General features: G+C 64.8%; 23 protein-coding genes. 13 read left to right on the top strand and 10 right to left on the bottom strand.

Annotated features, from left to right (window positions below):
• The coding region (locus tag IC50_RS25325; RefSeq protein WP_035711174.1) for a GMC family oxidoreductase at nt 1–468 on the top strand (468 nt) is incomplete at its 5' end.
• A gap of 208 nt (nt 469–676) precedes the next feature.
• Here IC50_RS25325 and IC50_RS25320 read toward each other — a convergent pair.
• Nucleotides 677–1,438 carry an SDR family oxidoreductase gene (locus tag IC50_RS25320; RefSeq protein ID WP_035711172.1) on the bottom strand — a complete coding sequence of 254 codons (762 nt, stop codon included), beginning with the start codon at nt 1,436–1,438 and terminating at the stop codon, nt 677–679.
• A 109-nt stretch (nt 1,439–1,547) separates the two neighbouring features.
• Between IC50_RS25320 and IC50_RS25315 the strand changes: the two genes are divergently transcribed.
• Nucleotides 1,548–2,060 carry a CvpA family protein gene (locus IC50_RS25315; RefSeq protein WP_035711170.1) on the top strand — a complete coding sequence of 171 codons (513 nt, stop codon included), beginning with the start codon at nt 1,548–1,550 and terminating at the stop codon, nt 2,058–2,060.
• A gap of 126 nt (nt 2,061–2,186) precedes the next feature.
• A complete protein-coding gene (locus IC50_RS25310) occupies nt 2,187–2,969 on the top strand; it encodes an SDR family oxidoreductase (RefSeq protein ID WP_035711167.1) in 783 nt (260 codons plus the stop codon).
• A 187-nt stretch (nt 2,970–3,156) separates the two neighbouring features.
• Here IC50_RS25310 and IC50_RS25305 read toward each other — a convergent pair whose 3' ends face one another.
• Entirely contained in the window at nt 3,157–3,633 is a 477-nt protein-coding gene (locus tag IC50_RS25305) for a DUF3775 domain-containing protein (protein WP_035711164.1), read from the bottom strand.
• A gap of 109 nt (nt 3,634–3,742) precedes the next feature.
• On the opposite strand from IC50_RS25305, the gene IC50_RS25300 reads away from it, so the two are divergent.
• From IC50_RS25300 to IC50_RS25270, 7 genes are all read left to right on the top strand, one after another.
• Nucleotides 3,743–4,591, top strand: coding sequence for an MBL fold metallo-hydrolase (locus tag IC50_RS25300; protein ID WP_035711178.1), 849 nt, complete (start codon nt 3,743–3,745; stop codon nt 4,589–4,591).
• A gap of 85 nt (nt 4,592–4,676) precedes the next feature.
• The gene (locus IC50_RS25295; protein ID WP_035711162.1) at nt 4,677–5,519 is read left to right on the top strand and encodes a fumarylacetoacetate hydrolase family protein; all 843 of its coding nucleotides are present in this window, start codon (nt 4,677–4,679) and stop codon (nt 5,517–5,519) included.
• A gap of 137 nt (nt 5,520–5,656) precedes the next feature.
• Nucleotides 5,657–6,268 (top strand): glutathione S-transferase family protein, encoded by a 612-nt coding sequence (locus tag IC50_RS25290; RefSeq protein ID WP_035711160.1) that lies wholly within the window; start codon nt 5,657–5,659, stop codon nt 6,266–6,268.
• Between the two features lie 16 nt (nt 6,269–6,284).
• Nucleotides 6,285–7,154 (top strand): MBL fold metallo-hydrolase, encoded by an 870-nt coding sequence (locus IC50_RS25285; protein WP_035711175.1) that lies wholly within the window; start codon nt 6,285–6,287, stop codon nt 7,152–7,154.
• Nucleotides 7,155–7,367: 213 nt separating this feature from the next.
• Nucleotides 7,368–8,516 (top strand): alpha/beta hydrolase, encoded by a 1,149-nt coding sequence (locus IC50_RS25280; RefSeq protein ID WP_035711158.1) that lies wholly within the window; start codon nt 7,368–7,370, stop codon nt 8,514–8,516.
• A gap of 63 nt (nt 8,517–8,579) precedes the next feature.
• Nucleotides 8,580–9,551, top strand: coding sequence for an iron exporter MbfA (gene mbfA / locus IC50_RS25275; RefSeq protein ID WP_035711156.1), 972 nt, complete (start codon nt 8,580–8,582; stop codon nt 9,549–9,551).
• Between the two features lie 228 nt (nt 9,552–9,779).
• Nucleotides 9,780–11,252, top strand: a complete 1,473-nt coding sequence (locus IC50_RS25270; RefSeq protein WP_035711155.1) for an amidase — start codon at nt 9,780–9,782, stop codon at nt 11,250–11,252.
• A 119-nt stretch (nt 11,253–11,371) separates the two neighbouring features.
• Here the strand turns inward: IC50_RS25270 and IC50_RS25265 are convergent, their stop codons facing one another.
• Genes IC50_RS25265 through IC50_RS41465 form a run of 3 tightly spaced genes read right to left on the bottom strand, consistent with a single transcriptional unit; the run spans nt 11,372 to nt 14,484 of the window.
• Entirely contained in the window at nt 11,372–12,460 is a 1,089-nt protein-coding gene (locus IC50_RS25265; RefSeq protein WP_035711154.1) for a Zn-dependent alcohol dehydrogenase, read from the bottom strand.
• A gap of 43 nt (nt 12,461–12,503) precedes the next feature.
• Complete coding sequence (locus tag IC50_RS25260; RefSeq protein WP_035711152.1) at nt 12,504–14,288, bottom strand: acyl-CoA dehydrogenase family protein; 1,785 nt, start codon at nt 14,286–14,288, stop codon at nt 12,504–12,506.
• A complete protein-coding gene (locus IC50_RS41465; RefSeq protein WP_157461067.1) occupies nt 14,281–14,484 on the bottom strand; it encodes a hypothetical protein in 204 nt (67 codons plus the stop codon). The genes IC50_RS25260 and IC50_RS41465 overlap by 8 nt, the downstream gene beginning before the upstream one ends.
• A gap of 35 nt (nt 14,485–14,519) precedes the next feature.
• Between IC50_RS41465 and IC50_RS25255 the strand changes: the two genes are divergently transcribed.
• Together IC50_RS25255 and IC50_RS25250 are read left to right on the top strand one after the other, a co-directional pair.
• On the top strand, nt 14,520–15,221 hold the full coding sequence (locus IC50_RS25255) for an SDR family NAD(P)-dependent oxidoreductase (protein ID WP_035711150.1): 702 nt from the start codon (nt 14,520–14,522) through the stop codon (nt 15,219–15,221).
• A 117-nt stretch (nt 15,222–15,338) separates the two neighbouring features.
• The gene (locus IC50_RS25250; RefSeq protein WP_035711147.1) at nt 15,339–16,169 is read left to right on the top strand and encodes an enoyl-CoA hydratase; all 831 of its coding nucleotides are present in this window, start codon (nt 15,339–15,341) and stop codon (nt 16,167–16,169) included.
• A gap of 187 nt (nt 16,170–16,356) precedes the next feature.
• On the opposite strand, the gene IC50_RS25245 is transcribed toward IC50_RS25250, so the two are convergent.
• The gene (locus tag IC50_RS25245) at nt 16,357–16,980 is read right to left on the bottom strand and encodes a GNAT family N-acetyltransferase (protein ID WP_035711145.1); all 624 of its coding nucleotides are present in this window, start codon (nt 16,978–16,980) and stop codon (nt 16,357–16,359) included.
• A gap of 67 nt (nt 16,981–17,047) precedes the next feature.
• Nucleotides 17,048–17,251 carry a DUF1127 domain-containing protein gene (locus IC50_RS25240; protein WP_035711143.1) on the bottom strand — a complete coding sequence of 68 codons (204 nt, stop codon included), beginning with the start codon at nt 17,249–17,251 and terminating at the stop codon, nt 17,048–17,050.
• A gap of 110 nt (nt 17,252–17,361) precedes the next feature.
• On the opposite strand from IC50_RS25240, the gene IC50_RS25235 reads away from it, so the two are divergent.
• A complete protein-coding gene (locus IC50_RS25235) occupies nt 17,362–18,261 on the top strand; it encodes a transcriptional regulator GcvA (RefSeq protein ID WP_035711140.1) in 900 nt (299 codons plus the stop codon).
• Nucleotides 18,262–18,407: 146 nt separating this feature from the next.
• On the opposite strand, the gene IC50_RS25230 is transcribed toward IC50_RS25235, so the two are convergent.
• The 3 genes from IC50_RS25230 to IC50_RS25220 all read right to left on the bottom strand — a co-directional run.
• Entirely contained in the window at nt 18,408–18,821 is a 414-nt protein-coding gene (locus IC50_RS25230; protein ID WP_035711138.1) for a Rieske (2Fe-2S) protein, read from the bottom strand.
• Nucleotides 18,822–18,900: 79 nt separating this feature from the next.
• Nucleotides 18,901–20,013: an amidohydrolase family protein gene (locus IC50_RS25225; RefSeq protein WP_035711135.1), complete on the bottom strand. Its 1,113-nt coding sequence runs from the start codon at nt 20,011–20,013 to the stop codon at nt 18,901–18,903.
• A gap of 25 nt (nt 20,014–20,038) precedes the next feature.
• Nucleotides 20,039–20,528: amidohydrolase family protein (locus IC50_RS25220; RefSeq protein WP_035711133.1), on the bottom strand; the 490-nt coding region annotated here is incomplete at its 5' end.

Genomic DNA, 20,528 nt, shown 5'->3' with positions numbered 1-20,528 from the left:
GGCTTCTCCTGCCATGTCTGCCTGCTCCGCCCGAAGAGCCGCGGCAGCGTTTCGCTCGCCAGCTTTGATGCGATGCAGGCGCCGCTGATCGACCCGAACTTCCTCGGGCACGAAGACGATCTCGAGACCATGGTCGCGGGCTTCAAGACCACGCGCCGCCTGATGGAGACGCCGACGCTACGCGCGCTGCAGACCCGGGACATGTTCACTGCGAACGTACGCAGCGACGACGATATCCGCGCCGTGCTGCGCGAACGCGTCGACACCGTCTATCACCCCGTCGGCACCTGCAAGATGGGCACGGATGCGCTTGCCGTGGTCGATCCGGCGCTGAAGGTGCACTGCGTGGGAGGATTGCGCGTGGTTGATGCCTCGATCATGCCGACGCTGATCGGCGGCAACACCAATGCGCCGACGATCATGATCGGGGAGAAGGCGGCGGATATGATCAGCGGGGAGATGCGGTAGCCCTCTCTTCCGTCATTGCGAGCGCAGCGAAGCAATCCAGAATCCCTCCGCGGCAAGACTCTGGATTGCTTCGCTGCGCTCGCAATGACGATGCGGATGGAGCAGTAGCTGTACAGATCATCTCAACGCGCGGAGGGTACCCCTCACCCGGAATTTGCTCCCGCAAATTCCGGCCTCCCCCCGCACGCGGGGAGAGACGAAGGGAAGCTCAATTCAGCAAGAAGCCGCCGTCCACCGTCACCACGCTTCCCGTCATATAGCGCGATGCCCTTGACGCCAGCAACAGGATCGCGCCGTCGAGATCGGACTCGGCGCCGACGCGGCGCTGGGGGATGCGTTTGGCGAGGCGCTCGCCTGCCGGCGTCGACCAGAACGCATGGTTCATTTCGGTGTCGATATAGCCCGGCGCGAGCGCATTGATGCGGATGTTCTGCCCGGCAAGCTCCAGCGCCATCGCCCTGGTCGCCTGGATGATGCCGGCCTTGGAGATCGCATAAGGCGAGACCGCCTTCAAGACGCCGGTGCCGAGCACGGAGGCGATGTTGACGATGTTGCCTTCCTGCTTGCGCGCAATCATGCGGCGGACGATTTCGGTCGCGAGGAAATAGGCGCCCTTGAGGTTGGCGCCGATCACGGCGTCCCAGTCCGCCTCGGTCTGCTCGGTCGCGAGCTTCTCGATGGCGATGCCGGCATTGTTGATCAGCACCGTGACGGGACCGAGCGCAGCCTCGGCGGCATCGACAGCCCCGGCGATCGAGGCCGTGTCGGTGACATCGAGCGCGACCGCAGCGGCGCGGCCGCCCTTGCCGCGGATCTCCTCCTCGAGGCTCTTCAGCTTGAAGGTCTGCCGCGCAGCCAGCGCGACGGATGCGCCATGCGCCGCCAGCACCCGTGCAAATTGCCGGCCCAGCCCCTGGCTCGCGCCCGTGACGAGGATGGTTTCTTTACTGACGTCGAATAGGTCTGACATTGGCGATAACCCTTCACGTTTGGAGCCACCAATACAGACGATTTTAGCGATCTGAAACCGGAATGATCGGTTCGGCGTTCATTCGTCTCGTCAAGGCAGGGTTGCGCTCATGAACAGTTTCGATCTCGCCGTCTATGCCGCGCTCGCCGTCGCGGTCGGCTTCGGGTTCAGGACCGGCCTGCTCCGCAGCGCCATGACCATCCTCGCCTATCTTCTCGCTGCACCAATCGCGCTGGCGCTGATGCCGCTGATCGCACCGCAAATTGCCGGCAATCCAAACTCGCCGCTGCTGCAGAACTGGATCTGGTTCTTCGGCATCTTCGTGGTGGTCGGCATGCTGTTCGGCCATATCGGACGCATCGCGCTGAACGACACCATCGGCGAGGCGGGCATCGGGGACCGGCTCGGCGGCGCAGCGCTCGGCGCCATCAGGGTCGGCCTCGTCGCCACCACGCTGGTCCTGGTATTTGACCAGATCGTGCCGGCCAACCGCGAGCCGGTTTTTCTCGCCGGCTCGCATCTGCGGCCGCTGTTCTCGGCCGCAGGCCAGATGGGCTTCAAGTCGCTGCCCCCGGAGGCGGCCGCCGCGATCGACCGCCTCAAGCAGGAGCGGCGCATCTAGCCCGCATTTGCATCGCCGCGCGGACGCGCCATGCATTTTGGTGCGGGCCGATCCCTTATCAGCGGCACTGATGTTGGCTAGAGTGGCCGCCGTCCAAAACCTGCCTGACATTACGGGAGTGAAACAGTGGATCTTGGGATCAAGGGTCGCCGCGCCATCGTCTGCGCATCCAGCAAGGGTCTCGGCCGCGCCTGCGCCATCTCGCTGGCGGAGGCCGGCGTTCATGTCACGCTAACCGCGCGCGGCGCCGAGGCCCTGAAGAAAACCGCCGACGAGATTCGCAAGGCCTGTCCCGATGTGACGGTCACCGAGATCGTCGGCGACATCACGACATCGGCGGGACGCGAGGCGGTGCTGAAGGCCTGCCCCGAGCCTGATATCCTGATCAACAATGCCGGCGGCCCGCCGCCCGGCGATTTTCGCAACTGGACCCGCGACGACTGGATCAAGGCGATCGACGCCAACATGCTGACCCCGATCGAGCTGATCAAGGCGACGGTGGACGGCATGATGGCGCGCAAGTTCGGCCGCATCGTCAACATCACCTCGGCCGCGGTGAAGGCGCCGATCGACATCCTCGGCCTGTCCAACGGCGCGCGCGCCGGCCTCACCGGCTTCATCGCCGGCCTCTCGCGCAAGACGGTGATCAACAACGTCACCATCAACGGCCTGTTGCCGGGCCCGTTCGAGACCGATCGGCTCACCGGCACCGCCAAGGCCGAGGCCGACAAGCGCGGCGTCACGCCTGAGCAGATCCTGGCCGAGCGCGCCAAGCTGAACCCCGCCGGCCGCTTCGGCCAGCCCGACGAGTTCGGCTATGCCTGCGCCTTCCTGTGCGGCGCCAAGGCCGGCTTCATCACGGGGCAGAACATTCTGCTGGATGGCGGTGCGTTCCCGGGGACGCTGTAAACGCATCATCGCATCCGCAACAGCGCATTCCACGAAAGATCGTCATGCCCGGGCTTGTCCCGGGCATCCACGTTCTTTGTTCGGCAAGGTAAGACGTGGATGGCCGGGCATAGGCGAGCGGAAGCGACGCCGTCCTTCGGACGGCTATGCCCGGCCATGACGATGTGGAGGTGTCAGAGCCCGATCATCACCGCTGCTTCGTCGGCTCGTCTTCGTCCCGCTCGCTGGGATCGGAGGAATCGGCGGTGAGGCGCTCGCCGGTCCAGTCGATGCCGAATTCCTCGAGCCCGTTGGCGAGCAGGTCGCCCAGCATCGGCTCGCCGAGCAGATAGTGCACCGTTTCGCGGCGCGGGCTGCGATACTCACCGCGCGCCTCCACGGCGCGGGCGCGCAGATCGTCCCAGTCATCGATCGTGCCGTCGCCGCGACCCAGCCAGGTCAGCGCGACGAGATCGACCTGCTCGTCCTCATTCAAGGCGATCATGAAGCTTCCGAGCTCGTTGACGACAGGGTCGGAGCCATCGTCTTCGAGGACATCGATCGCATCGTCATCGCTGGGGTTCGAGCCGGAATCCGGATCGGAATCCCCCTCCTTGACGTCGAATTCACGCGCCTTCTCGATGATGAAGGCGACCTTCTCAGCGGAAATCGTTAGCTCCGGCATGGTTCTCTCCAGGTTCCCGCGATAACGCCGCATTGCGTCAGATGATCCATTGCGCTTGACGGCGGAAAACCGCATGTTTCGGCACCAAAAAGAAGATGGGAAGGTGCCGATGCAGTGGCAGGTGGGCAAGGTCAAAATCACCAAGGTGGTGGAATTGGAGACGGTCGGCTCGACCCGTTTCATCCTGCCGCTCGCGAACAATGAGGAAATCCGCAAGCTGCCCTGGCTGATCCCGCATTTCGCCACCGAAGAAGGCCGGCTGAAGATGTCGATCCATTCGCTGGTGGTGGAGACGCCCGGCAGGCGCATCGTGGTCGACACCGGCCTCGGCAACGACAAGCAGGGCCGCAACGTCCCGACCTGGAACAACCGCAGCACGCCATTCCTGGACACCATGACGGCGGCCGGCTTTCCGCCCGACAGCATCGACACCGTGCTGTGCACGCATCTCCATGTCGATCACGTCGGCTGGAATACGAAACTGTCGGGCGGCAAATGGGTGCCGACCTTTCCGAAGGCGCGCTACGTTTTCGGCAGGACCGAATACGAATACTGGCGCGACCATTCGACGGAACCTGACAAGCAAGCCGTGTTTGGCGATTCCGTGCAACCGATCGTCGATGCCGACAGGGCCGATCTGATCCCGAGCGACCACCGGCTCTGCGAGGAGATCAGCATGATCCCGACCCCGGGTCACAGTCCCGGCCATATGAGCATCCTCATCCGGTCTGACGGCGAACAGGCCTTGCTCACCGGTGACGTCGCTCATCACCCCTGCCAGATGGCGCATCTCGGCTGGTCCTCGACCGCCGATTCCGACCAGACGCAATCGGCCGCGACGCGGGCGGCGCTGTTCGGCCGCTTTGCCGACACGCCGACGCTGGTGATCGGCGGGCACTTTTCGGCCGGGCACATCAGGCGGGAGGGCGACGCGTTCAGGTTTGCAGCGCTGGGGTGATCCTTGTTTTGGGCGGTTGAATTTCCTGCCGCCCTGTTCCATGAAGCTGTTAACCGATTGGTCCAATCTCCAGGGAGAAACGAGAATGAAGCTTGTTCGTTACGGCGAGAAGGGTGCGGAAAAGCCCGGCCTGATCGACAAATCCGGCCAGTTGCGCGACCTGTCGGCGCACGTGAAGGATCTCACCGGCGAGGCCTATTCGCCCGAGTCCCTGAAGAGGCTGGCAGGCCTCGATCCCGCCTCGCTGCCCGCCGTTTCCGGCAAGCCGCGGTTCGGCGCGCCCGTCACCGGCATCTCGAAATTCGTGGCGATCGGCCTCAACTACAGCGACCATGCCAAGGAGACGGGCGCCGAGATCCCGAGCGAGCCGATCATCTTCATGAAGGCCAACACCTCGCTGTCCGGTCCGAACGATCCGGTCGAGAAGCCGCGCGGCTCGACCAAGCTCGACTGGGAGGTCGAGATCGCCGCCATCATCGGCACCCGCGCGAAATACGTCTCGGAAGCCGACGCGCTGAACCATGTCGCCGGCTATTGCGTCTGCAACGACGTCTCCGAGCGCGCATTCCAGATCGAGCGCCTCGGCCAGTGGACCAAGGGCAAGTCGCATGACACGTTCGGCCCGCTCGGTCCGTGGCTCGCGACCAAGGACGAGATCAAGGACGTGCAGAACCTGTCGATGTGGCTCGACGTCAATGGCCAGCGCCGCCAGACCGGCTCGACCAAGACCATGATCTTCTCCATGGCCAAGTGCATCTCCTATGTCTCGCAGTTCATGACGCTGCTGCCCGGCGACGTCATCACGACAGGCACCCCGCCCGGCGTCGGCCTCGGCATGAAGCCGCCGACCTTCCTCAATGTCGGCGACGTCGTCACGCTCGGCATCGAAGGCCTCGGCGAGCAGCGCCAGGAGATCGTAGCGGCGTAAGCCGTGCCCTCCCGTCGTCATTGCGAGGAGCGAAGCGACGAAGCAATCCAGACTATTTCCGCAGAGACAGACTGGATTGCTTCGCTTCGCTCGCAATGACGAAAACAACCGCCGAAATACTGCCTAGGACATTTCCCATGAAGCTCACCTTCTCCCCCGCCTCGCCCTTCGCCCGCAAGGTGCGCATCGCCGCGATCGAGCTCGGGCTGATCGACAAGATCGAGTTCGTGCCAGCGGCCGTGACGCCGGGCACGGCCAACGAGGACTATTCGAAGATCACGCCGCTGAAGAAGCTGCCGGTGCTGATCACCAATGACGGCGACGTGATCCTGGATTCCTACGTCATCGTCGAATATCTCAACGAGATGGCCGGCGGCAGCCTGATCCCGGACTACGGCCCGCGGCGCTGGAAGGCCAAGACCAATCACTCCCTGATCAACGGCATGCTCGATTCCATGCTGCTGTGCCGCTACGAGAAGATGGTGCGGCCGCAGGGCCTGCAATGGCAGGCCTGGTCGGACGACCACTGGAACCGGGCCTGGGCCGGCATGGCGCGCTTCGAGAACATGCCCGACGTCCTGAACGGCCCGTTCGACATCTCGCAGATTGGCCTCGCTTGCGTGCTCGGCTACGCCGACTTCCGCTTCGCCGATTGCGGCTGGCGCAAGGCCTATCCCAAGCTCAACGCCTTCCACCAGAGGATGCTGGAGCGGCCCTCGGTCAAGATCTCGGTGCCGCCGGCCGCGTAAAGCGCAAGGAGTGTCCATGAGCCTGAAGTTCTCGGTTGGCGATCTCACCATCCACCGCGTCATCGAGCAGGAGACCTCCTTCGTCCCGGCGCTGGAGATGCTGCCGGGACTGACATCTGAGGTGCTGGCGGAGAACCGGGCGTGGATGCGCGAAGCAAAGGCGCTGGACGAGCAGGACGTGCTGCTGCTGTGCTTCCAGTCCTACGTGGTGAGGACGCCGCACCACACGATCCTGATCGACAGCTGCATCGGCAACGACAAGCCGCGGCCGCTGCGGCCGAAATGGAATATGAAGACCGACGACACCTATCTGCGCGCGCTCAACGCCGCCGGATTCTCCGTCGAAGACATCGACTTCGTGATGTGCACGCATCTGCATGTCGATCATGTCGGCTGGAACACGCGGCTCGAGAACGGCCGCTGGGTGCCGACCTTCCCCAAGGCGCGTTATGTCTTCGCCAGGCAGGAGTACGATTACTGGTCGAAGCAGAACGCGAAGTCGGAGGTGCCGCCGTTTGCGGACAGTGTGCTGCCCGTGGTCGAAGCGGGACGCCACGAGCTCGTCGGCAACGATCATCAGATCGGCGATCACGTCCGCATCCTGCCGACGCCGGGCCATACGCCAGGCCACGTCGCGTTCACGATGGGCCGCGGCAAGGACGATGCGGTGTTCTCCGGCGACCTCATGCACTCGCCATTGCAGACGCTCTATCCGGAGCTGTCGATCAAGTTCGACGTCGACCCGGCCAAGGCAGCCACGACGCGCCGCAGCTTCCTGGAGCGCTATTGCGACACCGACACGCTGTGCTGCACCGCGCATTTCCCCTCGCCGTCGGCCGGAAAGATCAGGCGCAAGGGCGGCGGATTCGTTTGCACGACGGTGTGATGCAGCGCGGCTCGGGCCGCGAACTCCTATCCTCCCATGGAGGGGGAAGATCGGTTCGCATGCAGCGAAGCGGAATGCGAACCGAGGTGGGGTGACGGTCTCTCCGCAACGAACACTGTTCGTGTCGAGAGATCACCCCACCCCGCTCGCGCTTCGCGCGATCGACCCTCCCCCTCTAGGGGAGGGTAAGAAGCGCCCACGACGGAGGAATTGATGACCGCACTCCCCGACATTCCCCTCCCCGCCGGCATCCGCTCGCGCTATGTCGACGGCATCAACGGCTTGCGCATGCATGTGCTCGAGGCCGGCTTCGAGACCAAGGGCCGGCCATGCATCCTGCTGCTGCACGGCTTTCCGGAGCTCGCCTTCTCCTGGCGCAAGGTAATGCCGGCGCTGGCGGATGCAGGTTACCACGTGATCGCGCCGGACCAGCGCGGTTATGGCCGCACGACGGGATGGAGCGCGGAGTACGACGGCGATCTCGCGCCCTTCTCGCTCTTCAATCTCGTGCGTGATGCGCTCGCCCTGGTGTCGGCGTTCGGCTACAGGCGGGTCGATGTGGTCGGGCATGATTTCGGCAGCCCGGTCGCGGCCTGGTGTGCCTTGATCCGGCCTGACGTGTTTCGTTCAGCGACGATGATGAGCGCGCCATTCGGCGGACCGCCGCCACTGCCGTTTGGCACCGTCGACATGCCGGCCAAGCCTGCCGCCGAAGACCCCGTTCATCGCGCGCTGGCCGCGCTGCCGCGGCCGCGAAAACACTATCAATGGTACTACGCGACGCGCGAGGCGAACGCCGAGATGCACCGCGCGCCGCAGGGCGTGCACGATTTCCTGCGCGCCTATTATCATCACAAGAGCGCGGACTGGGCCGACAACAAGCCCTATCCGCTGACATCGTGGTCGGCGAACGAGTTGGCGAAGCTGCCGACCTACTACGTGATGGACCTGAACGAGACCATGGCCGAGACGGTCGCGAAGGAGATGCCGTCGCCGGCCGCAATCGCCGCCAACCGATGGCTGCCGGAGCGCGAGCTCGCTTACTACAGCGCCGAGTATGGCCGCACCGGATTCCAGGGCGGCCTGCAATGGTATCGCTGCGGCACCTCGGGCGCTTTCAACAATGAGCTGCAATTGTTTGCCGGCCGCAGCATCGACGTGCCCTCCTGCTTCATCTCGGGGAAGCAGGATTGGGGCACGTATCAGCGTCCGGGCGTGTTCGAGACGATGCAGGCGCGCGCATGCACGAAGATGCTCGATTGCCATCTCGTCGACGGCGCCGGCCATTGGGTCCAGCAGGAGCAGCCGGCCGAAGTCACCCGATTGCTGTTGAACTTCCTCTCCAGGACCCGCACCGCCTGATTTGACCGGGGAACCATCGCACCCTATGGTTTAGAATAATTCTAAACTTTCGACAGGGCTGCCGTGAAGAATTTTGCCGATCTGACCGAGCGCGAGGTGCTGGCGGTTGCGATCTCCTCCGAGGAGGAGGACAGCCGCATCTACATGACCTTCGCCGAGGACCTGAAGGAACGCTATCCCGACTCCGCCAAGCTGTTCGAGCAGATGGCCGAAGAGGAGCGCGGCCATCGTCACATGCTGCTGGAAACGTACGAGCAGCGTTTCGGCCAGCATCTGCCGCCGATCCGCCGCGAGGACGTCAAGGGCTTCCTGCGCCGCCGCCCGATCTGGCTGACCAAGAATTTGCCGCTCGACACCATCCGCCGGGAAGTCGAGACCATGGAGCTCGAGGCCGAGCGCTTCTACGCCAAGGCCGCCGAGCAGGCCGAGGACGTCAACGTGCGCCGGCTGCTCGGCGACCTTGCCGAGGCCGAGAAGGGCCACGAGCACACCGCCGCGAAACTTACCGACGAGATCCTCAAGCCGGACGTGCGTGCCGAGGAAGACCGCACGCGGCGGCGCATGTTCGTGCTGCAATATGTGCAGCCTGGCCTCGCAGGCCTGATGGACGGATCGGTCTCGACGCTGGCGCCGCTGTTTGCGGCCGCCTTTGCCACGCACCAGAATTGGCAGACGTTTCTGGTGGGCCTCGCCGCCTCGATCGGCGCCGGCATCAGCATGGGCTTTGCCGAAGCGCTGTCCGACGACGGCTCACTCACGGGGCGCGGCTCGCCCTGGCTGCGCGGCATTACCTGCGGCGCGATGACGACGCTCGGCGGGCTTGGTCACACCGCGCCCTATCTCGTTCCCGACAGCTGGACCAACGCGTTCTGGATCGCGACGGGAATCGCCTGCGTCGTCGTGTTCTTCGAATTATGGGCGATCGCCTTCATCCGCTCGCGCTACATGGACACGCCGTTCCTCCAGGCCGTGTTCCAGATCGTGCTCGGCGGCGCCATCGTGCTGGCGGTGGGGATCGTGATCGGGGCGGCGTAGCGACTTTCACCCCGGTGTCATTCCCCGCGAAGGCGGGGACTCCAGATTCCCAGAGTCCCCCGTGATTCGACCGGGAAGCCGCGGCGTACTGGATCGCCCGCCCCAGTGCGCAAGTGCGCACAAGGCGGGCGATAACAGTTTGAGGAATGGCAATCGCGATCAAACAGCCATTGCAGCGTTCCGCCAAACTGCGCATCATCCTCCAACAACCAGAGCGGGAGAAGCGGTGTGGCGAAATCGGAATGGAGCTTCAAGAGCGCGGTCGAGCTGTCGGCCGCATTGAGCGCGAAGAAGGTCTCCGCGGTCGAGCTCACGCAGGATGCGATCGCCCGTATCGAGCGTCACGACGGCAAGATCAACGCGATCTGTGTCCGGGATTTTGACCGGGCCCTGATTGCCGCGCGCGAGGCGGACGCTGCATTGGCGCGCGGCGAGCGCAAGCCGCTGCTCGGCCTGCCCGTGACGATCAAGGAATCCTTCAACATCGCCGGCCTGCCGACGACCTGGGGGTTCGTTCCGCAGAGGGATTTCAAACCCGTAGAAGACGCGCTGCCTGTGGCGCGCATCAAGGAGGCGGGCGGCGTGATCCTCGGCAAGACCAACGTGCCGGTGGGCCTCGGCGACTGGCAGAGCTACAACGACATCTACGGCACCACCAACAACCCCTATGATCTCGGCCGTACACCGGGCGGTTCGTCCGGCGGATCGTCGGCAGCGCTCGCCGCAGGCTGTTGCGCGCTCGCCACCGGCTCCGACATCGGCGGCTCCCTGCGCGTGCCGGCCTTTCATTGCGGCGTCTTCGCGCACAAGCCGACTCTCAATCTCTGCCCGGCGCGCGGCGAGACCCCGCCGCCGTTTCCGGCCATTCCGCGCGAGGGCGACCTCGCCGTCATCGGGCCGATGGCGCGCACGGCAGCAGATCTCTCCCTGCTGCTCGACGTCATGGCCGGACCGGATCCACTGGACGCCGGCATCGCCTACAAGCTCGACCTGCCCGTTGCACGGCATCAATCATTGCGGGACTTTCGTGTCCTGGTGATCGACAGCCACCCGCTGCTGCCGACCGACCGGGACGTCCGCGGCGCGATCGACAAGCTCGCAATGGATCTGTCGAAGGCCGGCGTCACCATCGCACGTGAGAGCACGCTGCTGCCGGATTTCGCGGAGACGTCGCAGCTTTACATGCGCATGCTGCTGGGCTTCCTCGGCGCGTTCTTACCTCCCGACGAGCTCGCGGATTCGCAGGCACGGGAGAGCCAGCTTTCGCCGGACGATCGCAGCCTCGGCGCGGAGCGACTGCGCGGCATCACCGCAAGCCACCGCGCCTGGGTGCTCGACGCAGGCAGCCGCGCCGGCCTGCGGGCACAATGGCGGGCGCTGTTCAAGAGCTTCGACGCGGTGATCTGCCCGATCATGCCGACGCCGGCCTTTCCACATGATCATTCGCCGGAGCAGCGCCTGCGAACGATCGGCATCGACGGCAGGGATTACCCCTATTCCGACCAGCTCGCCTGGCCGGGCGTCGCGACGCTTCCGGGCCTGCCTGCGACGGCCGTTCCGCTCGGTCTGTCGAAGAGCGGCCTGCCCGTCGGCGTCCAGATTGTCGGGCCGTGGCTGGAGGATCGCACGCCGCTGAAGCTGGCCGAGCTGATCGAGCGCGAGTTCGGCGGGTTCGTGCCGCCGAAGATGTTCGATGATTGATGCCTCCACGTCATTGCGAGCGAAGCGAAGCAATCCAGACTACCTCCGCGGAGAATCCTGGATTGCTTCGTCGCAAGAGGCTCCTCGCAATGACGGAGCGAAAAACGGCGATACTGAAATCAGCTATCGAACACGATCACGCTGCGCAGCGTCTTGCCGGCTTTCATGTTGGCAAAACCCTCGTTGATCTCGCTGAGCTTCAGCTTGGCCGAGATCCAGTCCTCCAGATGCAGCCGGCCGCGCAGGTAGAAATCCACCAGGCGCGGCATGTCGACGCGAAAATGGTTCGAGCCCATCGAGGAGCCCTGGATCTTGCGCTCGCGCAGGAAGTCGAAGCCGTGCAGCTCGATCTTCTGGCCGAACGGAATCATGCCGACGATGGTCGCGGTGCCGCCCGAGGCGAGCATGCCGAACGCCTGCTCCGCGGTTTCCTTGCGGCCGAGCACCTCGAAGGAATGATGAACGCCGCCATTGGTGAGGTCACGCACCTGCTTGACGACATCGCCGTCGGCGGGATTGATGATGTCGGTGGCGCCGAGTTTGGTCGCGAGCTGGAGCTTGGCCGGATTGGTGTCGATGGCGATGATGCGGCCGGCGCCGGCGATCTGCGCGCCGTTGATCGCGGCCATGCCGACGCCGCCGCAGCCGATCACCGCCACGGTCTCGCCGGCCGTCACCTTCGCCGTGTTCACCACCGCGCCGTAGCCGGTGATGACGCCGCAGCCGATCAGGGCGGCGAGGTCGAGCGGCATCTCCTTCCTGATTTTGACGATGGCGTTCTCGTGCACCAGCATCTGCTCCGCAAAGGAGGAGAGGTTCAGGAACTGGTGCAGCTTTTCCGGCTTCGACCACTGCATGCGGTTTGAGACGCCCGGCATCATCTTCACCGTGGTGTCGGTGCAGAGCACAGTGCGGCCCGTGGTGCAGTTGTCGCAGGTGCCGCAGAACACGGACAGGCAAGTGACGACGTGGTCGCCCGGCTTGACGTAGGTGACGTCGGAGCCGACCTGTTCGACCACGCCGGCGGATTCGTGCCCGAGCACCGCGGGCAGCGGATGCGGATAGAGCCCTTCCATGAAATGCAGATCGGAGTGGCAGAGGCCGGCGACCGCGGTGCGGATCAGGACCTCGCGCGGGCCCGGCTTCGGCAGGCTGATGTCCTCGATGACGAGCGGCTGGTTGACTTCATAGAGCACGGCGGCCTTCATCGAGCACTCCCTGGCACATTTTTGTTTGATCGCGGAGTACAGCCTACGCTGCCAGAACCAGTTCGCCAACCTCGCGCATGCTGCCTGCGCGATCGCCGAGCAGCAGCGCGGCGATGTTCGCTTGCGCGGCATTTTCCGTCAGCCGGAACGGATCGCTCGGCAACACCCGATGATCGATGACGAGGCGCGACAGCAGCAAGCGGCGCGCATCGCCGCGCATTTCGTGGATGCGGTGTGCTTCCCAGGCGAACGCGACCGCGCTTGCGACATGATAGAGCAGGCTGGTGGCGCGGCGCGCATCCGCCTCGTTCTCGGACTTGCCCGCGACCTCGCGCGCGAAGCCGACGGCGCGATCGGCGAGGCCGCGCAGATGGTCGCGCCAGGCCTGCGGCACGGAAGCGCTGTCGTCGAGCCGCGCGTGCAGATCGGCCGATAGCGCGGATTCGGCACCGTGGCGGCCAACGGCGCGCCTGAGCGCATCGATCGCCACGATGTTGCCGGTGCCCTCCCAGACCGAGCCGAGATGGGCGTCGCGCAGCAGGCGGGCGGTGGCGAATTCCTCGATATAGCCGATGCCGCCGCGCATCTCGAGCGCATCGCCGCAGACCTTTCGCGCATCGCGCGTGGCGCGGAATTTCAGCGTCGGGGTCAGGATGCGCAACAGCGCTGCCGCATCCTGACTGCCCGCTTCGGCGCGATCGAGCGCATCGGCGGTGAGAAAGCTCATCGACAGCGCCTGCTCGACCGGCAGCATGATTTTCAGCATCTGCCGCCGACCGAGCGGCAGGTCGAGAATGCGGCTGCCGAACACGACGCGGTTCGTCGCGACCGTCATCGCGTCATGATAGGCGCGGCGCATCAGCGCGGCGGACTTGACGCCGTTGGAGAGTCGCGACGAGTTGACCATCTCGGCCATCTGCACGAAGCCGCGGTCGAGCTTGCCGACCGCGTAGGCGATCGCGCCTTCGAGCTTGATCTCGCCCGAGGCCATCGAACGCGTGCCGAGCTTGTCCTTGAGGCGCACGATCCGGTAGTGGTTCTGCGAGCCGTCGTCGAGAAAGCGCGGCATCAGGAACAGGCCGACGCCGCGCGTGCCGGGGCCCGCGCCTTCAGGACGGGCCAGCAGCATCACGACCTTCGCGTCCGCGTTCGAGCAGAACCATTTTTCGCCGTAGAGACGCCAATGGTCGCCCTCCTGCACCGCGCGCGTGGTCAGCGTGCCGACGTCGGAGCCGCCTTCCTTCTCGGTCATGAACTGACCGCCCTGGGTCAGCTTGCTCATATCGGTCGAGGTCAGGCCGTCGAGATATTTCGTCTTCAGCGCCTCGCTGCCGAAATTCGCCAGCAGCTTGGCGCAGCCATCGGTGACGTTGATCGGGCAGCCCATGCCGAATTCGGTCTGGTTGAACAGGAAGGTGAAGGCGTGCTTGGCGACGACGGGATATTTGTCCGGCCAGCCCATGATGCCCTTGCGGATCGAGAGCGCGTGGATGCCGAACTCGCCGAACGCGGCATTCTCCAATTCGCGATAGGCCGGGTGATACTCGATCGACTGCACATCGCGGCCGAACTTGTCGCGCTGGTGCAGAACGGGCGTGTGCCGGTCCGCGAGCCGCGCGCATTCGTCGAGATGGCCGCCGGCGAGCTCGCCGAGACGGTCGAGATGCGGCTCGATATGACGGAACAGTGTGTTCGGCAGATGGATGCGCAGGAGATCGGCCAGCGCCGGATCGGCGCGATAGAAATTCATGCCTGACGTATCGGGTGCCAGCAGGCCGGCGGGTGCGGCCGCGACATTTTGTGGCTGCGCTGTGACCGGCTTATGCATGACCGTCCTCTTCGTTTCCGTCCTGCGGACATTTTGCGCTGTTTTGGCGCTTGCCGCTTGGCATGATGTCGATCATGCTCCAGTCGCGGACAGCGATAAAGCCGCAAATTGTCAGGGCGGCATGATCGCCGCGAGGGAGCAATTCGCGCTGCGGAATTGTGACCGCGCCGGGTGGTTGTTCGCACAGCCCATGCATAGATCAACGGCTCCCTGCCTGCGAGAGACCACGCCATGGAACATCCAAAGTACAAGATCGCCCTCATCGTCGGTGCCGGCGAAGGCCTGAGCGCCTCGCTGGCGCGCCTGCTCTCCGCCCAGGGCATCCGCGTCGCGCTCGCCGCGCGCAAGATCGAAAAGCTCGGCGCGCTCTGCAGCGAGACCGGGGCCAAGGCCTATGCCTGCAACGCCACCGAGCCCGACGAAGTGGAACGGCTGTTCGGCCTCGTCGAGCGCGAGATCGGAACGCCCGACCTCGTCGTCTACAATGCCAGCGGCCGCACGCGCGGGCCGTTCGTCGATCTCGTTCCGGCCGACGTCGCCAATGCGATCGCAGTCAGCGCCTATGGCGGCTTTCTGGTCGCGCAGCAGGCGGCCAGGCGCATGCTGCCGAACAGGCACGGCGCGATCCTGTTCACCGGTGCCTCGGCCAGCGTCAAGGGCTATGCGCAATCCGCCTCCTTCGCGATGGGCAAGTTCGCGCTGCGCGGGCTCGCGCAGAGCCTTGCGCGCGAATTGTCGCCGCAAGGCATTCACGTCGCGCATTTCGTGATCGATGGCGGCATTCGTGGCGCCGCATACACGGAACCCGCGGACAAGCCGGACTCGATGCTCGATCCCGATGCGATCGCGGAGAGCTATTGGAACGTGCTGCAGCAGCCGCGCAGCGCCTGGAGCTGGGAGCTGGAGCTGCGGCCCTGGGTGGAGAAGTTCTGAGGCGATAACATCACAACAACAGTCATTGCGAGCGAAGCGAAGCAATCCAGAGATGTCTCCACGGATGCAGACTGGATTGCTTCGCTTCGCTCGCAATGACGAAGGGAGAGAGGCGACATGTCCACCGAAACCACCATCGACACCGGCACCAATGAGCTGCTCTGCGTCATCCGCGAGCGCGTCGCCGTCATCACGCTGAACCGGCCCGAGGCGCGCAATTCGCTGTCGGACGCGCTGACGCCGGCGCTGCGCACGATGATCCGCGCCTGCGGCGAGGATCCCGGTGTTGGCGCGCTGCTGCTCACCGGCGCGGGTGAGGCGTTCTGCGCCGGCGGCAACGTCAAGGGCATGGGCGCGCATCGCGACCCGAAGAAGCTCGACATGTCCTTTGACGAGAAGGTCGCCGATCTCCAGGAGCGCCAGCGCCTGCTGACCGGCGCGCTGGTCTCGGTGCGCAAGCCGACGATCGCCGCCATGCCCGGCCCGGCGGTCGGCGCCGGGCTCGCGATCGCCATGGCCTGCGACATCCGCATCGCCGCGCAGTCCGCCTTCGTCGCGACCGGCTATGCCCGCATCGCGCTGTCAGGCGATTACGGCATCGCCTGGCTGCTCACCCGGCTCGTCGGCACCGCGCGGGCGCGCGAATTGATGTTCACCGGCGATCGGGTCGATGCCGCGCGAGCCGAAGCCATCGGCCTCGTCAACCGCGTCGTGCCCGACGACAAATTGCAGGCCGAGGCCTTCGCGCTGGCAAAGTCGCTCGCCGAAGGCCCGCGCCTTGCGCTGCGCTACATGAAGGACAATCTCGACGAGGCCGTGCTGTTCGATTTCGAGACCGCCAGGGATCACGAAGCCGAGCGCCTGGTCCGCCTGACCATGACTGCCGATCACAAGGAGGCGGTGCAGGCATTCATCGAGAAGCGCAAGGCGGTGTTCACGGGGAAGTAGCGGTCATTCCGGGGCGATGCGAAGCATCGGGCCCGGAACCCATTGGGTCGCAAGACACGTCGTGAAATGGATTCTCCGATGCGCAATTGCGCATCATAGTTCGCGCTACGCGCGCCGGAATGACGATGGAGAGAGACCGGCAAAAAAACGCCCGGCGCTGGATGACCAGGCCGGGCTTGCAGTGATGTCAGGCCGAGGCTGAGGGGCTGTCGGCCTGACGGGAAAGGGCGGCGAGGCGCCAGCTCGCACAAGGGATGTCTTTCGGTGCAACCGTGATCTCCCTGTCGAAGCGCACCAGCTTCCAGTCATCGGGATGATTGACGAAGGCAAAGCCGGACTTGCGCGCAAGCGATACCATGGCCTCGTTGGAGCGCAACGTGTCGCCGAACATGTGCTCGGCGCCGAGTGCGGCGGCGCGGCATTCGAGGTTCTTCAGCAGCGCGGTGGCGATGCCGTGGCCATGCCAGCGGTCGTCGACCGACAGGCCGAACTCGAGAGTCGCGGTCTCGGCATGGAACGCGTAGCGCGCTTCGGCGACGATGGTCTCGAAGCCGTCGACCATCATGGTCGCGACGATCGTGAAGCGCTCGCGCTCGCCGACCTGAAGGAAGTCGTCGAGCAGGCCCTTCGGCAATTCGCTGATTGCACCGAAGAAGCGGTTGTAGCGAGAGCGGGTCGAGAGCGAGCGGACATAGTGCTGAAGCTCGTCGGTGTCGCGCGGCTCGACGAAGCGAACGTTGAGCGGCGTGCCGTCGCGGGTGCGCAGCGTATCCGAATATTGCTTCAGATCTTCGAGGCGAAGGATGCTCATGACACATGCCGTGCGGAAAAGGGACCGCCGGCGCCCCACAGTCAGGCGGCGCCGGCCTGGCGGCCAATCAGGCCCGCCAGAAGGGTTTGTCGGCCTCATAGGCAATGTCGGACCAGGACAGCCCGACATCATGGAGGTCGCGGGCGGTCCAGTTGGTCAGCTCACGCCTGGTCCGGTAGCGCTCGTGCCATACGTGAAGCGTCTCGCCGATCTGCTGGACCAGCCCGGGTGCATGATGATTTGTCATCGAATTGTCAGTCAAAGTAGACATTTTCAGCTCCTGGAGCTAAGTTGACCGCTAATATCTGCTTCCTAGTGCGCTGCGACAAACGACAATTTGTACCTTTTCGCATGAAATAACGTCATGTATCCTGCTGCCAGATGACTGCCAGATTGCCGTCCCTGAACGGATTGCGGGCGTTCGAGGCCGCCGCGCGCCATCTCAGCTTCACGCTGGCGGCCAGCGAGTTGAACGTGACCCAAACCGCGATCAGCCATCAGATCCGCAGGCTGGAGGAGGAGCTCGGCATCCGCCTGTTCATCCGGCAGAACCGCGCGCTGGCGCTGACGCCGGAGGCGCGCGACTACCTCCCGGGCGTCCGCGCCGCCTTCAACGATCTCCGGCTCGCCACCGATCGACTGCTGCGCAAGGAGGACGACAAGGTACTGACCGTGTCGACGCTGGCCTCGCTCGCGGCGAAATGGCTGCTGCCGCGGCTGACCGATTTCCAGGAGCAGCATCCCGGCATCGACGTGCGTATCACCACCTCGACCGGCCTCGTCGACTTCCAGCGCGACAACGTCGATGCCGCGATCCGTTATGGCCGCGGCCAGTGGCCGGGCGTGCGCGCCGACTGGTTGATGGCGGACGAGTTGTTTCCCGTGTGCAGCCCGTCACTGCTGCGCGGCGACAAGCCGCTGCGCAGGCCGGAGGATCTGCGCAACCATCCGCTGCTGCACACCTCGAACGCCAACAGCGATGACTGGCGGCTGTGGCTGACTGCGGCGGGCCTGCCGGCCGACATCGCAAGGCAGCCCGGCATCACCTTCGACATGATCTTCATGACCATCCAGGCCGCGATCGACGGCATTGGCGTGGCGATGGGGCGAACCTCCTACGTCCAGGACGACATCGCCAAGGGCCGCCTCGTCGTGCCCTTCAAGATCGCGCTGCCGGCCGATGCCGGGTTCTACCTGGTCGCGCCGGAGGGCCGCCGAGAGGCGCCAAAACTTGCCGCATTCCGGCAATGGATCGTCGCTGCAACGCAAAATAAAGCCTGAAAAAACAGCGGCTTCCCCCCGCCTGGATGTCATTCCGGGGCGCCTCGAAGAGGTGAGCCCGGAATCCATTTCTCTCCCGGCATTTTTGTCGCACGATGGATTCCGGGCTCGCGCTGCGCGCGCCCCGGAATGACGGCGCGGTTGGCTTACAGCTCCACCACCACGTAGTCGCTCTCGATCCTGACCGGGATGGTCTCGGCCACATACGGCCCCTTCACCACACTTGCCCCCGGCTCGACATGGGCCGGATAGGCCTTCACGCGGAAGCGACGGGGGTCGCAGTAGGATTGGCCGGTGCGGATGTCGAACTCCCAGCCGTGCCAGGGGCAGCGGATGATCTCCCCCAACCTGGTGTATTCGATCTCGCCGGGGTCCTTCGCCTGCGCAAGACCGATCAGCGGGCCCGCGCACAGCGCCGCGCCCTGATGCGGGCAGCGGTTCATCAGGCCGAAATACTCGCCCTTGATGTTGAAGATCGCGATCGGCCGCCCGTCGATCTCCAGGAATTTTCGCGTGCCCGGCGGCAACTCGTCGACCGGCGCGATCACGTGGCGTGCCATGCCTATGTCTTCCGCATGACCTCCGCGCAAACGCGTTCCGCGTTTGTCGCGGGGGAAAACCGCTTCACACTTTTCCGGATCATGCGGTGATCCCGTACAGCTTGCGGGCATTGCCGAGATAGAACGCCTCGCGATTGGCCTCGCTGACGCCGGCCGGCAGCACGCGCGAGGGCTCGTCGTAATCCCAATGCGGATAATCGGTCGCGAACAACAGCCGGTCCCAACCGATCCATTTGATGACTTCGAACAGGTCCTCGCGCCGCTCCGGATCCTCCATCGGCTGCGTCGTCCACCATACCTGCTCGCGGATATATTCCGACGGCGGCCGCTTCACATGCGGCACCTCGCTCCTGAGCCGCTGCCAGGCCTTGTCGAGCCGCCACGCCAGCGACGGCGCCCAGCCGAAGCCGGCCTCGATCATCACCATCTTCAGTTTCGGGAAGCGCTCGAACACGCCCTCCAGCACCAGGCTCGCCAGCGCCGATTGCTGGCACTGCGAATGCCCGACCATCTCCTCGATATAGTAGCTCGGCCAGCCCGACGGCGTGATCGGGTTGCCGCCAAAGCCGAAGGCGTGGACGCCGACGGGAAGGCCAGCCTCTTCCGCGGCCTGGTAGATCGGCCAATAGCGGCGTTGGCCGAGCGGCTCGACATTGCGGCTGAGCAGCAGCACCTGCACGAAGTTCCTGTCACCGGCGCGCTCGCGAATCTCGGCGGCGGCTGACAGCCCGTCCTCGTTGCCGACGACGATGGACGCCTTCAGACGCTTGTCCCTGGAGGTCCATTTGTCGATCTGCCAGTCGTTGATCGCCGAGCATAACGCCGCCGAGAGCTCGTGATTGCGGATGCCCTGCCCGGTGTTGAGCGGATTGAGTACGCCCAGCTGCACATTGTTGGGATCGAGCAGCTGCTTCTGCATGAAGGAGAGCGAGGAGCCCTGCGGCCCGCCTTCCGGTGGCCAGGCATCGCGGCGCGATGCGTTGGGCTGGGCCTTTGGGTAAGGCGGGCCCTCCATCATGCCCTGATAGGCATGGACGCCGTAGACTTCGAGGTGATGCTGCCAGCGTTTGGCGAGATAAGGATAGAGCTCGGTGCGGGTGGCGCGTGCCGGGTGGATGTCACAGTCCGCGATGGCGGTTTTGACGGTCAGTGGGGAAGCGGCTTCTTGGCTCTCGCGGAACTGGATATTCATCGCCTTGCCTCCTTTGGCAGCGGGCTCACGTCAGGCGGGGATAGGTTGCATGCGGATTGTTGATCATGATCTTGCGCACGAGATCGGGGGGCAGACCTTCGGGCAGCGCGTCCTGGCCTTCGAACTGCCAGTGCGGATAGTCCGTGGAGAATAGGACCAATTCGTCCGACTGCATATGGTCAAACAGGCGAATTAATGTCTCAGGCTCCGGCGGCGCATCAAATGGCTGTAACGAGAAGCGGATGTTGCTGCGCACAAGTTCCAGCGGCGCGCGATCGACCCAAGGCGTCTCCATCCGTACCCCGCGCCAGAACTTGTGCAGCCGCCAGAGATAGGGCGCGATCCAGGAGACGCCGGATTCCAGCATCACCATCTTCAGGCGCGGATATTTCGCGAACACGCCCTCGACGATCAGGCTGGTGAGCTGGGTCTGGAACGCCTGAGCCTGCCCGGCATAGTCCTCGATGTGGTAGGACCCCCACCCCACCGCAGTCGGCGGATTGTGATAGGCGGAA

This window comes from Bradyrhizobium genomosp. I (2014) (assembly GCF_000261685.1).
Taxonomy (GTDB): Bacteria; Pseudomonadota; Alphaproteobacteria; order Rhizobiales; family Xanthobacteraceae; genus Bradyrhizobium.
Note: the sequence above shows the minus strand (reverse complement) of the source record. Positions and strands in the feature narration are given on the sequence as shown.